This is a genomic window from Streptomyces sp. NPDC127097 (assembly GCF_042724075.1).
Classification (GTDB): Bacteria; Actinomycetota; Actinomycetes; order Streptomycetales; family Streptomycetaceae; genus Streptomyces.
The window spans coordinates 23404-37913 of the sequence record NZ_JBHXFI010000015.1 but is presented as its reverse complement, the minus strand read 5'-3'; the positions used below and the strand labels follow the sequence as shown (position 1 = coordinate 37913).

Annotated in this window: 9 protein-coding genes; 3 read left to right on the top strand and 6 right to left on the bottom strand. The window is 71.1% G+C overall.

Features of this window, described 5'->3' with window-relative positions; all coding sequences use genetic code 11:
• Positions 1 to 27 precede the first annotated feature (27 nt).
• From ACFWJW_RS14405 to ACFWJW_RS14395, 3 genes are all read right to left on the bottom strand, one after another.
• Complete coding sequence (locus ACFWJW_RS14405) at positions 28 to 8247, bottom strand: amino acid adenylation domain-containing protein (RefSeq protein WP_387239775.1); 8220 nt, start codon at positions 8245 to 8247, stop codon at positions 28 to 30.
• 213 nt (positions 8248 to 8460) lie between these two features.
• The gene (locus ACFWJW_RS14400) at positions 8461 to 8664 is read right to left on the bottom strand and encodes a DUF397 domain-containing protein (RefSeq protein WP_387239772.1); all 204 of its coding nucleotides are present in this window, start codon (positions 8662 to 8664) and stop codon (positions 8461 to 8463) included.
• The gene (locus tag ACFWJW_RS14395) at positions 8661 to 9497 is read right to left on the bottom strand and encodes a Scr1 family TA system antitoxin-like transcriptional regulator (protein ID WP_387239769.1); all 837 of its coding nucleotides are present in this window, start codon (positions 9495 to 9497) and stop codon (positions 8661 to 8663) included. Before ACFWJW_RS14395 ends, ACFWJW_RS14400 begins: the two co-directional genes overlap by 4 nt.
• Before the next feature lie 106 nt (positions 9498 to 9603).
• Between ACFWJW_RS14395 and ACFWJW_RS14390 the strand changes: the two genes are divergently transcribed.
• The 3 genes from ACFWJW_RS14390 to tgmC all read left to right on the top strand — a co-directional run bounded on the left by ACFWJW_RS14390 (position 9604) and on the right by tgmC (position 11429).
• Complete coding sequence (locus tag ACFWJW_RS14390) at positions 9604 to 9795, top strand: hypothetical protein (RefSeq protein ID WP_387239766.1); 192 nt, start codon at positions 9604 to 9606, stop codon at positions 9793 to 9795.
• A 185-nt stretch (positions 9796 to 9980) separates the two neighbouring features.
• Positions 9981 to 10157: a hypothetical protein gene (locus ACFWJW_RS14385; protein ID WP_235468077.1), complete on the top strand. Its 177-nt coding sequence runs from the start codon at positions 9981 to 9983 to the stop codon at positions 10155 to 10157.
• A gap of 150 nt (positions 10158 to 10307) precedes the next feature.
• Positions 10308 to 11429: an ATP-grasp peptide maturase system methyltransferase gene (gene tgmC / locus ACFWJW_RS14380; RefSeq protein WP_387239763.1), complete on the top strand. Its 1122-nt coding sequence runs from the start codon at positions 10308 to 10310 to the stop codon at positions 11427 to 11429.
• 111 nt (positions 11430 to 11540) lie between these two features.
• Here the strand turns inward: tgmC and ACFWJW_RS14375 are convergent, their stop codons facing one another.
• The 3 genes from ACFWJW_RS14375 to ACFWJW_RS14365 form a co-directional block, all read right to left on the bottom strand.
• Positions 11541 to 12566: a hypothetical protein gene (locus ACFWJW_RS14375; RefSeq protein ID WP_387239760.1), complete on the bottom strand. Its 1026-nt coding sequence runs from the start codon at positions 12564 to 12566 to the stop codon at positions 11541 to 11543.
• A gap of 205 nt (positions 12567 to 12771) precedes the next feature.
• The gene (locus tag ACFWJW_RS14370; protein ID WP_387239757.1) at positions 12772 to 13530 is read right to left on the bottom strand and encodes an ABC transporter permease; all 759 of its coding nucleotides are present in this window, start codon (positions 13528 to 13530) and stop codon (positions 12772 to 12774) included.
• The gene (locus tag ACFWJW_RS14365) at positions 13527 to 14495 is read right to left on the bottom strand and encodes an ATP-binding cassette domain-containing protein (RefSeq protein WP_387239754.1); all 969 of its coding nucleotides are present in this window, start codon (positions 14493 to 14495) and stop codon (positions 13527 to 13529) included. Before ACFWJW_RS14365 ends, ACFWJW_RS14370 begins: the two co-directional genes overlap by 4 nt.
• Positions 14496 to 14510: the final 15 nt, after the last annotated feature.

Here is a 14510-nt window from a genome sequence, read left to right as displayed (position 1 = left end):
GGCCGGGCGGACTGCACCACCGGTGGTTCAGGACGGCCGGCGGCGCATGGAACGGAGGGACGGGCGGGCCTTGCGGGCGCCGTCGAGCTGCTGCGCGAGCTGGGCGACCGTCGGATTCTCGAAGATCGTCCGGACCGTGACCTCGGCGCCGAGCGCGGCCCGGATGCCGCTGATCAGCCGGGTCGCCAGCAGGGAGTGCCCGCCCAGCCGGAAGAAGCTGTCGTGGATGCCGACCTCCGGCAGCCCCAGCAGCTCGGCGAAGAGCCCGCAGAGCGTCTCCTCGCGCGGGTTCCGCGGTCCCTCGGATCCGGCGGACGGCGCCGGACGGCCCGGCACCGGCAGCGCCTTGCGGTCGACCTTGCCGTTCGGCATCAGCGGCCACTGCTCCACCACGACGACCGCGGACGGCACCATGTGCCGGGGCAGACTGCCGGAGATCTGCTCCAGCAGCTCCTCGGCGGGCAGCGGACCGGACAGCTCGGGCAGCAGCTCGGTGTACGCCACGATCCGCTTGTCGCCGGGGCTGTCCTCGCGGACCAGCGCCACCGTCTGCTTGACCCGCGGATGGGCGTCCAGCACCGCCTCGATCTCACCGAGTTCGATACGGAAGCCGCGCACCTTCACCTGGGCGTCCGTCCGGCCGACGTACTCCAGCTCGCCGTCGGCGCGCCACCGCACCAGGTCCCCGGTGCGGTACATCCGCTCCCCGGGCGCCCCGTACGGGTTCGCCACGAAGCGCTCCGCGGTCAGCGCGGCCCGGTTCCGGTAGCCCCGGGCGAGGCCGTGCCCGGCGAGGTACAGCTCGCCGGGGATACCGGCCGGCACCGGCCGCAGCCCCGCGTCCAGCACGTACGCCCGGGTGTTGGCGACCGGGACACCGATGGGCGGCACGCCCTCGCCCGACAGCGGGCGGCTCATCGTGGCGGCGACGGTGGACTCGGTCGGACCGTACGAGTTGATCATGCGGTACCGGGTGGCCCAGCGGCCGGCCAGCTCCACGCTCACTGCGTCCGCGCCGGTCACCAGGGTGCGCAGGTCCGGGAATTGACCGTCCGGGATCGTCGCCAGGGTGGCCGGCGGGATCAGGGTGTGGGTGATCCGGGTGTCCCGCAGGACCTCGGCCAGCGCCTCACCGGCCAGCGGCCCGCCGTCCGGGACCACCAGGGCGGCGCCGGTGGTGAGCGCCATGACCAGCTCGATCACCGAGGCGTCGAAGCTGGGCGAGGAGAGCTGAAGCACCCGGCTGTCGCCGTCCAGCAGATAGTTCTCCCGCGCGGCGGCGGACAGGTCGGCCACGCCGGCGTGGGTGACCTCGACGCCCTTGGGGCGGCCGGTGGAGCCGGAGGTGTAGATGACGTACGCGGGGTGCTGGAGCTTGGCGCGGGCGTCGAGGGGCGTGGCGGGCAGGTCGTTCAGCTCGGCGACGACGGTGGGGTCGTCCAGGAGCAGGCGGGGGCAGTCGGTTTCCGGGAGGGGCGTGCCGGTGAGGGTGAGCAGGCAGGTGGGGCGGGCGTCGTCGAGCATGTAGGCGATCCGCTCGGCCGGGTACTCCGGGTCGACGGGCAGATAGGCCCCGCCCGCCGTGACCACGGCCAGCATCGCCACGATCAGCTCCGCCGACTTCGGCAGCGCCAGCGCCACCACCCGCTCCGGGCCCACGCCCTGCTCGATCAGCAGCCGGGCCAGCCGGTTGACCCGCTCCGCCAGCTCCGCGTAGCGGTACGTCCGGCCCCAGTGGACCAGGGCAGCCGCGTCCGGAGCCTGCGCCACCCGCTCCTCGAAGAGCGCGGGCAGGGTCGCCGCGGGCGTGCCGCGGGCGGTGTCGTTCCAGCCGGAGAGCAACTGGTCGCGCTCCTGCGGCGCGAGGATCTCGATCTGCCCGACCGTGCGGTCCGGATCGGCGACGGCCGCCCGCAGCACCCGCAGCAGCCGGTCCGCGAGGGTCACCGCGGTCCCGTGGTCGAACAGGTCGGTCGCGTACTTCACCTCGAGACCGATGCCGTCCGGGACCAGGTCCGCGTCCTGCCGCTCCTCCCAGAAGAAGATCAGGTCGAACTTGGCGATCTCGTTGGTGACCTTCGGCGCGGTCGCCTCGGTGCCGGGGAAGTCCAGCGCGCCCCGCTGGTAGCTCTGGAGCGTCGTCACGACCTGGACGAGCGGGGAGTGCGACAGCACCCGGTCCGGGTTGACCGCCTCGACGACCCGCTCGAAGGGCACGTCCTGGTGGGCGTAGGCCGCCAGGTCGGTCTTCCGGGCGCGGGCCAGCAGCTCGCGGAACGTCGGGTCGCCGGACAGATCGGTGCGCAGCACCAGCGTGTTGATGAAGAAGCCGACGAGGTCGTCCAGCGCCGCGTCCGTACGGCCCGCCACGGCGGTCCCGACCGGGATGTCGGTGCCGGCCCCGAGCCGCGACAGCAGCGCCGCGATCGCCGCGTGCAGCACCATGAACAGCGTGGCACCGGAACTCTGCGCCAGCGCGACCAGCTGACGGTGCAGCTCGGGGTCCAGCTCCAGCTGCACACTGCCGCCGTGGTGACTGGCCACCGCCGGGCGGGGCCGGTCCAGCGGCAGCGCGAGCAGCTCGGGGGCGCCGGCCAGCTCCCGCTCCCAGAACGCCAGCTGCTGCGAGATCACACTGCCCGGGGTGTCCTCCGACCCCAGCAGCTCCCGGTGCCACAGCGCGTAGTCCGCGTACTGGACGGGCAGCGCGGCCCGCTCCGGGATCCGGCCCGCCAGGCGCGCGCCGTACGCCTCCGACAGATCCCGGGCCAGCGGCGCCATCGACCAGCCGTCGCTGGCGATGTGGTGCATCACCACCGCCAGCACATGCTCCCGCTCGTTCAGCGAGAACACGCTGACCCGGAGGGGGAGTTCACCGACCAGCCCGAACGGGTGGAGGGCGGCCTGCGCGAGCGCCTCGGCCAGCCCCGCCTCCCCCGCCACCGGGACGAAGGACACCTCCGGCGTCAGCTCCCCGGCCGGCAGGACCTGCTGATACGGCTCACCGTCCGCCTCCGGGTAGACCGTGCGCAGCACCTCGTGCCGCGCCACCACGTCCGCGACCGCGACCCGCAGCGCGTCGTGGTCCAACGGGCCGGACAGCCGTATCCAGGTGGGGATGTTGTAGGTGACGCTGGAGCCCTGGAGGCGGTGGATGAACCACAGCCGCCGCTGGGCGAACGACAGCGGCACCCGCTCCGGGCGGTCCGCCGCCACCAGTGCGGGACGGGCCCGCTCGGCCTCGTCGAGCCGGGCCGCGAGCCCCGCCACCGTGGGCGTCTCGAAGACCGCCCGGATGGACAGTTCCACGCCCAGCGTGCCGCGCAGCCCGGCGATCAGCCGGGTCGCCAGCAGCGAATGGCCGCCCAGATCGAAGAAGTTGTCGTCCACGCCCACCCGCGGCAGGCCCAGGACCTCGGCGAACGCACCGCTCAGGATCTCCTCGTGCGCGGTGCGCGGACCCCGGCCCGGGGCGCGCGCGGAGCCGTAGTCGGGCACCGGCAGCGCCCGGCGGTCCAGCTTCCGGTTGACCGTCAGCGGCAGCTCGTCGAGCAGCACGAAGGCCACCGGCACCATGTAGTCGGGCAGTTGCCGGGCGGCGTAGCGGCGCAGCTCCGCCGGGTCCGGGGAGCAGCCGGGGGCCGGGACCGCATAGCCGACCAGCCGCTTGTCGCCGGGGCGGTCCTCCCGCACGATCACCGCGGCCTGGGCGAGTTCGGGGTGGGCGCCGAGGACGCCCTCGATCTCGCCCAGCTCGATCCGGAAGCCCCGGAGCTTGACCTGGTCGTCGACCCGGGCGATGAACTCCAGCTGTCCGTCCGCCCGCCAGCGGCCGAGGTCGCCCGACCGGTACATCCGGCTGCCGGGCGGACCGAAGGGGTTGGCGACGAAGCGGGTGGAGGTCAGGTCGGGGCGCCGGTGGTAGCCGCGGGTCACCAGGTCCCCGGCGATGTACAGCTCACCGGGGCTGCCCACCGGGACGGGCTGGAGCCGCGCGTCCAGCACGAACATCTGGGTGTTCCAGACCGGCCGGCCGATGGTGACCACACCCGCCGGGACGGTGTCCCCCGGCTCGATCCGGTACTCCGAGCAGCCGACGGTGGTCTCCGTCGGCCCGTACTCGTTGATCACGGTCGCCCCGGGGTGCCGGCCCCGCCACTCGTCCAGCACCTCACCCATCAGCGACTCCCCGCCGAGCACCAGCTGCTCGTCGGGCGAGAACGCGTCGGGGAGCTCGATCAGCAGCGGCAGATGGCTCGGGGTCGCCTTCACGAAGCTGGGGCTGCGCTGACCCTCGGCCGCCGCGCTCGACGCGTCCAGCTCGATCAGCTGCACACAGCCGCCCGAGGTGAGCGGGGCGAACAGGCCGGTCGCCGTGAGGTCGAAGGCGACCGGCGAGTGCACCAGCGCGGTGCCCGCGACGCCGGGGTAGGCGGACCGGGTCCAGGACAGATAGCCGTCGAGGGAGCGGTGCTGGACCGTGACGCCCTTGGGGCGGCCGGTGGAGCCCGAAGTGAAGATCACGAAGGCGGCGTTGTCCAGCGACAGCGGGCCGTTGCGGTCCGCATCGGTGAGGTCGGCGGCGGCCATCGCCGCCACCTCGGCGGCCGCACCGGGCTCGTCCAGCCGCAGCAGCGGGCACGGCGCCGGGACCTCCTCCATCACCCCGCGCCCGGTCAGCACCAGCACCGGGTCGACGTCGGCCAGCATGAAGCCGAGCCGGTCCGCCGGGTAGGTCGGGTCCAGCGGCAGATACGCGCCGCCGGCCTTCAGCACCGCCAGCAGCGCGACCACCAGCTCCACCGACCGCTCCATCGCCACGGCGACATAGCTCTCCGGCCCGACACCCCGCGCGGCCAGCACCCGGGCCAGCCGGTTGGCCCGCTCGTTCAGCTCGCGGTAGGTCAGCGTGGTGCCCTCGTGCACGACGGCGGGGGCGTCCGGAACATCCGCGGCCCGGTCCTCGAACAGCTCCGGCACCGTCCGCCCGGACAGCCCGCGCGCTTCGCCCTGCCAGGCGTGCAGCAGCCGGTCCCGCTCGGCGGCGGTCAGCAGATTCAGCTCCCCGACCGGCAGATCGGGCCCGGCGACGGCCGCGCCGAGCAGCCGGACCAGCCGGGCCACCAGGGCCTCGGCGGTGGCCTCGTCGAAGAGGTCGGTGGCGTACTCCAGCAGCCCGTCCACCCCGGCCCACGCGCCGTCGGCGGCCTGCCGCTCCCAGGTGTGGAAGGACAGATCGAACCGCGCGGTCCGCCGCGGTACTTCCTCGGCCACGGCGTCCAGTCCGGCCGTCGCGGCGCCGTGGTCCGGCGTGTTCTGCGAGGTGAGCATCGTCTGGAACAGCGGCGTGTGGGAGAGCGTACGCACCGGGTTGACCGCCTCGACGACCCGCTCGAAGGGCACGTCCTGATGGGCGTAGGCGGCCAGATCGGTGTCCCGGACCCGGCCGAGGAGTTCCCGGAAGCTCGGGTCGCCGGAGACATCGGTGCGCAGCACCAGGGTGTTGACGAAGAAGCCGACGAGGTCGTCGAGGGCGTCGTCGGTGCGTCCGGCGACGGCGGTGCCCAGCGGGATGTCGGTGCCCGCGCCCAGCCGCGACAGCAGCGCGGCGACCGCTGCCTGGAAGACCATGAAGACGGTGACGTCACACTGCCGGGCCAGCCGTGCGACACCCTGGTGCAGCCCGGCGTCCAGGGCGAAGCGCACACTCGCGCCGCGATGGCTGGCGACAGCGGGCCTGGGCCGGTCCAGCGGCAGCTCCAGTAGCTCCGGCAGACCCGTCAACTGCTCACGCCAGAAGTCGAGTTGACGCCCGGCGAGGCTGGTGGGGTCGTCCTCGGCGCCCAGGATCTCCCGCTGCCAGAGGGTGTAGTCGGCGTACTGGACGGCGAGGGGCTGCCAGACGGGCGCGCTGCCGCCCCGGCGCGCGGTGTAGGCGGCGCCGAGGTCCTGGAGCAGCGGGCCCGTGGACCAGCCGTCGCCGGCGATGTGGTGCATGAGGAGAAACAGGACGTGCTCGTCCTCGGCCAGGCGGTAGAGCACGGCACGGAACGGGTTCTCGTGGCTGAGGTCGAAGGCGTGCGCGGCCTGCTCCGCGAGGTGCTCGGGGAGCTGCTCCTCGGTGGTGGCGACGAGGGGCAGCTCCGGGCGCGCCTGCTCGGCCGGAAGGACCGTCTGGTAGGGCTCCCCGTCGTGCTCGGCGATACGGGTGCGCAGGGCCTCGTGCCGCCCGGTGAGGTCCGCCAGGGCGGTGGCCAGCGCCGGGTGGTCGAGCGGACCGCCGATCCGGAACGCGTGCGCGATGTTGTACGTGGGGCTGGGGCCCTCCAACTGGTAGGCGAACCACAGCCGGCGCTGCGCGGGGGAGAGCGGAAGGCGCGGCGGACGGGGCGTGACGGGCACGAGAGGGCCGCGGGCCGTGGGGGCGGCGGCGAGCTCCGGCGCGAGCGCGGCGACGGTGGGGTGCTCGAAGAGCGCGCGGACGGTGAGGTCGGCGTGCAGCGTGGCACGGACCCGGCTGATGAGACGGGTGGCGAGCAGCGAGTGCCCGCCGAGGTGGAAGAAATTGTCATCGATGCCGACGGCGGGCAGCCCCAGCACGTCGGCGAAGAGCGCGGCAAGGGTCTCTTCCGTGGCGTCACGGGGCGCCCGCCCACCGCTCCCGGCCTGCGAGGCGTAGTCGGGTACGGGCAGCTGGGCCCGGTCCACCTTGCCATTGGGCGTCAGCGGCCACTGCTCCAGCACGACCACGGCGGACGGCACCATGTAGTCCGGCAGCGATTCCCCGACCAGCTCCCGCAGCACCGCCGGCTCGGGCGCTTCCGCACCGCCCGTCCCCGCTCCGCCCGTCCCCGTCACATAGGCGACGATCCGCTGGTCACCCTCGCGGTCCTCCCGGACCAGCACCACCGTCCGGGAGACCAGCGGATGCCGCAGCAGCGCCGCCTCGATCTCCCCCAGCTCGACCCGGTGCCCGCGCACCTTCACCTGGTGATCGGTACGGCCCAGGAACTCCAGCTGCCCGTCGGCGCGCCAGCGCGCCAGGTCGCCCGTCCGGTACATCCGGCTGCCCGGGGCACCGTACGGATCGGCCACGAACCGCTCCGACGTCAGCCCCGGCCGCCCCAGATAACCTCGCGCGAGCCCCGGCCCGGCGATGTAGAGCTCACCCGCGACACCCTCCTCCACCGGCCGCAGCTCGGCATCGAGGACATAGCCGCGGGCGTTGTCCATCAGCCGGCCCAGCGGCAGCACACCGTCGGGGGTCGGCTCACCGGGCTCCAGCCGGAACTCGGCCGCGTTGACGGTCACTTCGGTCGGCCCGTAGACATTCAGCACGGTCGCCGCCGGGTGCCGCCGCCGCCACACGTCCAGCACCGAACCGATCAGCGCCTCACCGCCCAGCATGAGCTCCTCGGTGGGGGAGAAGCCCGCCGGGAGCACATCCAGCAGCGGCAGATGACTGGGCGTGGCCTTCAGGAAGGTGCACTCCGGCGCACCGCCGAACGCCTCCCCCTCCAGCGGGCCCGCCAGCACCCGGCCGCCGCTGACCAGCGGCACCCACAGCGAGGTGACGGTCATGTCGAAGGACACCGACGAGTGCCACAGCGAGGTGCCGCGGGCGCTCGGGTACGTCTGCCGCGACCAGCCGAGGTAGTCGGCGAGCGCACGGTGCTCGATCACCACCGCCTTGGGCACACCGGTCGAGCCCGAGGTGTAGATGACATAGGCGGGATGCGCCGGACGCAGCGGGGCGGTCCGCGCCCCGTCGTCAAGGTCGGTCTCCGCGCCCCGCGACAGCGCCTCCGCCACGTCCGGAGCGTCCAGCAGCACGGCGCGCCCGTCGAAGTCCTCCGCCGTCGCCCCGGCCCCGGCCGTGGTGAGCAGACAGGCCGGACGGGCATCGGACAGCATGAAGGCGACGCGGTCCGCCGGGTAGTCGGTGTCCATCGGCAGATAAGCGGCCCCGGTCTTCGCCACCGCCAGCAGCGACACCACGAGATCGACGGACCGCGGCACCAGGACCGCCACGATCCGCTCGGGCCCCACGCCCCGCTCCGTCAGCAGCCGGGCCAGCCGGTTGGCGCGGGCGTTCAACTCCCGGTAGCTGAGCTGCTCGTCACCACAGCCGAGCGCCGGCGCGTCAGGAGTACGCCGCACCTGGTCCTCGAAGAGCTCGGGAAGCGTCAGCGCGGCGAACGTCCGCTCCACTCCCTGCCACTGCGCCTGGGCCTTCGGACCACTCATCGGGGAACTCCTTGTGCATCAGCAGAAACGCGGCACATCAACCGACCGGAGGTTAAGAAGCCCGGGTTTCAGTGCGCTATTGAAGCCATTTCGCTTGCTGAGCTGGTGTTTTTCCGCGTGTGGTGGGGTTCGTGGGCGCCACCCCGTGTGTGCCGACATAACAACGGCCCCCGCCGTGTGGCGAGGGCCGGTGACTCGGGGTCTGCTGCGGGTTCAGGCAGGGAACTCCCCACCCTTGACGGCGGCGACGAACGCCGACCAGCCGTACGCGGTGAAGGTGAGCGCCGGGCCGTGCGGGGCCTTGCTGTCACGGACGGGAACGACGCCCGGGATATTGGCGGCAACCTCGATGCAGTCGCCGCCGTTCGCTGGGTTGCTGTAGGAGGACTTGAACCAGCGGGGGGAGTCGGTTGTCACGGGGTGCCCTTTCGTACCTGCTCGATCATGGCCACGGATGCCGCCTGCGATAGTGCTTCGGCCTGCAATTGATGGTATGCCGTCAACATGGGCACCACGGAGGTACTTTCCCGGTCCAGGTTTCCTTGCGCCTGAGATTCGGCGTAGCAAACCAGGGACCGGTCCGGCAGCGTCAAGAGGTTGACGGGCAGGTCAAACGTGCGGCGCTCCCCTATGTCGTACGGCGCCACCTGCAACAGCGTGTTCGGAAGGTCAGCAAACTCGACCAGCCGCGCCAACTGCGCGTCCATGACAGTGGAGCCGCCGACCGGCCGACGAATACAGCTTTCGTCCAGGGTCACAAACACCATGGGCGGCCGTTGCCGCTCCAGCGCCGCCTGACGCTCTGCCAGAAACGCGACACGTTCATCCGCCTGTTCGGGCGCGACAGCGCCCCGCCGCACGGCGCTGTCCGCCAGCACGCGTGCGTACTCCGGTGTCTGCAAGAGACCGGGGATGGTCCCAATGTTGTAGAGCCGGATCTCTACCGCCCGGCCTTCGTACCCGACGTACTCCGGGAATCCTTCCAACAGGCTGCCGTGTTTGATCTCGCGGTACGCACGCTCGAACGAGTCTGCCGTGCCCTCAAGGCCGAAGACACGGTCCACGCTGCGCGAGAACCGGAGGGTTGGAGGCTTCCGACCATTTTCGACGGCCGAAACATGCACGCTGGAATACTCCGCACGTTCGCCCAGCTCCTCCTGCGTCCAGCCGCGCGCCTCTCGCAGACTGCGCAATCGCGCTCCGTAGGCCGCTTCAGGGGAGGCGTCCGGGTTCAAGTCGTTGCGATTCAAAGGGCCTTCACTGTCCTTCCGTCCGCACGTGACACGTTGAATGGTCCCTGACTGTAGGCCACGCTGAGGACTCCTGGTAGTGGAATCACTACGGAGAGGAGTGGCCGTGTCCGGCAGTCTGACCCCACCCGTACATCTCGGCGAACCCCGGCCCGCCCCGAAGCCCGCAGCGGAGTGCGATATCTGCCAGGCGCTGGTAAACGAGCGGCAGTTGGCAGAGGCACGGGGCGACAAGAGCAAAGTTGTGGACCTGAACATCGAACTCAGGAACCACCCCGAGCACGAGGGGCAGCGATGACTGCCGAAGTGGTGACCGAGGCGACGGAACCATGAGCGCCCGAAGACTCCCGCCCCGGCGGCGGAACCTGGACAGTCGAGCAGCCGGGACGGGTGACCAACCGCGGAGGAAAACCTCTGCGGCCCTATGGGTCATGCCCTCGACGGTACGGCGGCATGGCCCCTTGCGAAAGAGGAGGCTGGTAGATGAGCGCCCTGGCTGTCGAGACGTATGAGACGCGCACGCCCGACGCGGAAGGCTGGCGCGGAGTCCCGTTCATGCACCCCGCGGACATGGAGGCGGACGGCGGCAAGCACGACGGCGGGCCCATGCCCCCGGAGGCCCCCCGCGAGCCGCAGCCGCAGGGCGGGGACGGCAAGTAGCGCCTGCTCCGTCGATGCTCGTGCCGGAGTAGGGACAGGCCGCTACTCGTAACGGTGCGCAGCAACAGGACCCGTCGGCCTCACGCTGGCGGGTCCTCCTGCCCCTCACACACGCAATCGCAGACCTGTTGGAGAACGGAGCGAGTCGGCATGACTGACCCCCTGCACTCGGAACACCTACGGGCTGACCTCGCGCGGCGTCTCTCCAAGTCCGGCGCCCTGCGCAGCCCTGAAGGGGAGGCGGCGGTCATGACGGTGCCCCGCGAGGCGTTCCTTTCGCGCGGCTGGTTCGAGTACGAAGAGGGCGGCTGGTACCGGCCCGCGACAGGGGACTCCGCGGAAGGGCTCGCGCGGATCTACGAAGACGACAGCCTTGTGACGCAGGTCGCCGGGGGCGTCTTCCCTGACCAGGTCGAGGGGCGCATCGCCGCGGCCCCCTCGTCGTCATCCACCCTGCCGAGTCTGGTCGTGCGGATGCTCGAAGAGCTGCGGGCGACCGAGGGGACGCGCGTCCTGGAGATCGGCACGGGCACGGGCTACTCAACCGCGCTGCTCTGCCATGTCGTCGGCGAGGACAACGTGACCACGGTCGAGGTCGATGCCGAGGTGTCCGCCCGTGCAGGGATGGCTCTCGCGGGCGCCGGATACTGGCCCACCTGCGTGATCGGTGACGGGCTGGCGGGCTATAAGGAGGGCCGCCCGTATGACCGCGTGATCGCCACGTGCAGCGTGCACACCGTGCCGGCTGACTGGCTTGCGCAGACACGGCCCGGCGGTGAGGTTCTGGTGACGGTCGGCGGATGGATGCACGCCTCCGAACTCGTACGGCTCACGGTCGCCGACGATGGCACGGCCGGCGGCCCGGTTCTCGGCGGACACGTCTCGTTCATGCTGGCCCGTCCGCACCTTCCGCCCCCGCTCGGGATGCTGCCGGACCTCACCGAGGGCGAGGCGATGCCCGCAGAGCTGGGCGCGGATGTGCTCGACGACTGGACAGCCCGGTTCGTCGCGCAGTTCGCCGCGCCGCGCGCGCAGCGGCTCACCCTGGAACGGGACGGCCGGACGGAGCACGTCGTGATCGACGTGGACGCGGAGTCATGGGCGGTCGTCTACCAAGACAGCGGGCGGTGGATGGTGCGGCAGGGCGGCGCGGGGCGCCTGTGGGACGAGATCACCGAGCACCTTGCACGCTGGCAGGCGGACGGGTGCCCGTCGGCCGACCGTATGCGGCTGCACGTCGGCCCCGACGGGCAACGCGTCACCTGGGCGTGACCGTTCTCGCCTTCCCAACTTGCCCCACCGGGTGGGTTGGCCGGCGGGCGTCAGGTCACCTCATGACCTCGGGTGACAAGGCGCCTTACCCAGCCGCGAGGAATGGGGGCTCTATCGTGCCGCCGGCTGGTGGAGCCAGGGCGCGCTTGTGGCCCAGAAGATGACGTCGGCTCCGAGGGTGTTCGTGCCGAAGTCGGTGAACTCCTGCCGGGTGTACGGCTTCTTCGTCTTGGGGTTTTTGTACTCGAAGTCGGGTTCCTGTACGGCCATGGCCACCATGGGGAGCTGCCCCCGGTACTTCTTGAAGAAGGGGTACGAGTTCTCCATCTGCGCCGGGCGGTCCGGCAGGATGTCCGGTCCCCCCAGGCCGATCCCGTGCGCCTTGGCGAACTCGAAGGTGCGGCTCATGTACTTGCGGCTGTTTTTCCATTCACCGGGCCAGAAGTTGACGTACTGGATGAACGGCGTCTTGGTGAAGACCTTCTTGCCGTAGGCCATGTTGTCGAGTTCTGCCTTGAAGTAGGCGTCGTCGCTGTAGCCGGTGTGGTCCTTCTTGGTGTCCACCTCGGTAGCGGTTTCCGGCAGGTTCACCCCGGCGAGGCGACCGTCGAACCGCTGTGACATCGCCTTCAGCAGCTGCTGGAAACGGCCCCGCACCTGCGGGTTCCATTGCGCCGCAACCGCCCCGGGCTCACCGGGGCCGAGGCCGTTCTCGTTCTTTGTCGGAGCCGCGCCTCCCTTGTACTCCGGATCCTTCAACAGATAGTCCGGGAGCCTCGCCGGCAGCGCGAAGAACCGGTCCTGGACCTGGATGAACAGCTTCTTGTGGCGGGACTTCAGAGCGTTCAGCGCCCGGTCGATCTCCGAGAAGTCATACTGATTCTTCTTCCGCTCCAGCGCCTTCCACGGCACCACCAGCTGCACGCCGGCGACATCGGGACGATCGATCAACGGCATCACGTTTGCGTCGAAATCCCCGATGGAGGCGTAAAGATGGTTCTTCGCCTTCTTTCCGGGCGCTGCGGCGGAAGCCTTTCCGGACACCGGAGCGGGAGCCCCGGAGGCCACCGCGGCCGCGCCCGTCAGCCCCATCGCCACGAGAATTCCGACACCGACAGCAATTCGTTTGGTCGCCATGAACCCCACGGTGCAGCACAGTTGTGAGAGGAATGTAAGAAGGCCGGACATTCCCCCTGGCCAAGAGGACGTCCACGTGCGGAGTTGCCTCTTGACGCCCTCCGACAAGCCGCTGCTCGTCACGGCGCGCAGTAACAGGTCCCGCCGGCCTCACACCGGCGGGACCTCATGGCGTTCGGGCCTGTTGCCTCATGCCAGTTCCCCGTCAGGTCCGCGCCCGGTACTTCCACACGGACAGCGGCAAGAACACCGCGATCAGCCCGGCGATCCACAGCAGGGCGCCCTGGGCGGAGGCCGCGACCGGGCCGCCGATCATCAGGTTGCGGGAGGCGTCGACGACCAGGGTCATCGGGTTGTGCTCGACGAAGACCCGTAGCCAGTCGGGCATGGTGTGGGGTGCGACGAAGACCGAGCTGCCGAACTGGAGCGGCAGCATGGCGATGGTGCTCACGCTCTGCACCGTGTCGATGCTGCGGGCGGCCAGGCCGATGAAGGCGTTCACCCAGCAGAGCGCGATGCCGTACAGCAGCAGCAGACCGAAGGCGGCGACGGTGGGCAGCAGGCCGTTGTCCGCGCGGAAGCCGATGAGCAGGGCGAAGGCGAACACCGCCAGCTGGCTGATCAGCAGCCGTACCGAGTCCGCCGAGACCCGGCCGATGAGCACGGCGGACCGGGCGACGGGCATCGACCGGTAGCGGTCCATCACCCCGGAGGAGAAATCGGTGTTGAGCGCGATGCCCGCGGTGCGGGAGACGATGGTGTGGTTCAGGGCCATGATTCCCGGCATCAGATACTGCCGGTAGTCCGCGCTGTTCCCGGCGATCGCGCCGCCGAAGGCGTAGATGAAGATGACCGACAGCACCACCGGCATCAGCGCGGTGTCCAGCACCTGCCCCGGGCTCGCCAGCGACTTGCGCAGATTGCGGCGCGAGAGCGCCAGTGAGTGACGTACCAGTGAACTCATGCCGCGCTCCTAGCGGCGACGGGTTCCCTGGCCGCGGGTCCGGTGAGCTTGAGGAAGACCTCGTCAAGGCTCGGAATGTGGGTGTGCAGGGCGGCGAGCGGAATGTCCGCCTCGCCGAGGGTGCGGACCACGGCGGTGAGCTGGCTGCCCCCGTCGGTCAGCGGCAGCTGGAGTCGTCCCTCGTCCGCGGCGACGGTGGCTTCGGTGTGGCCCGCGGCCACCAGGACCCGGTGGACACGTGCCAGATCGCCGGGGTGCTCGGGCCGGATGTGCAGCGTCTGCCCGCCCAGCCGCGCCCGCAGCTCGGCGGTGGAGCCGGACGCGATGACCCGGCCGCTGTCGATCACCACCAGGGCGTCGGCGAGCGCCTCCGCCTCCTCCATGTACTGGGTGGTGAGCAGCACGGTGGTGCCCTCGCCGGCGAGCCGGTTCACCTCCGCCCAGAGGCTGTTGCGGCTGTGCGGGTCGAGGCCCGTTGTTGGTTCGTCGAGGACCAGGACGCGGGGGTCGCCGGTGAGGCTGGCCGCCAGGTCGAGCCGCCGGCGCATGCCGCCGGAGTAGCCGCCGACGGGCCGTTTGCCGGCGTCGGTCAGGCTGAAGCGTTCCAGCATCTCGTCGGCGCGGGCGCGGGCCTTGCGCCCGCGCAGGTTGAACAGCCGGGCGATCAGATAGAGGTTCTCCCAGCCGGAGATGTCCTCGTCCACCGAGGCGTACTGGCCGGTGAGTCCGATCAGCGGGCGCACCTTGGCGGCCTCGCGCACGACATCGTGCCCGTGCACCAGGATGCGCCCGCTGTCCGGCCGGATGAGCGTGGAGACCATGCGCACCAGCGTGGTCTTGCCGGCGCCGTTGGGGCCCAGCAGCCCGAGCACCCGGCCGGCCGGCACCTCCAGGCTGACCCCCCGGATCGCGGCCGTACTGCCGAAGTTCTTCGCCAGATTCTCGATCCGGATGGCAGGGGTCATGGGTGCCGGGTCCTT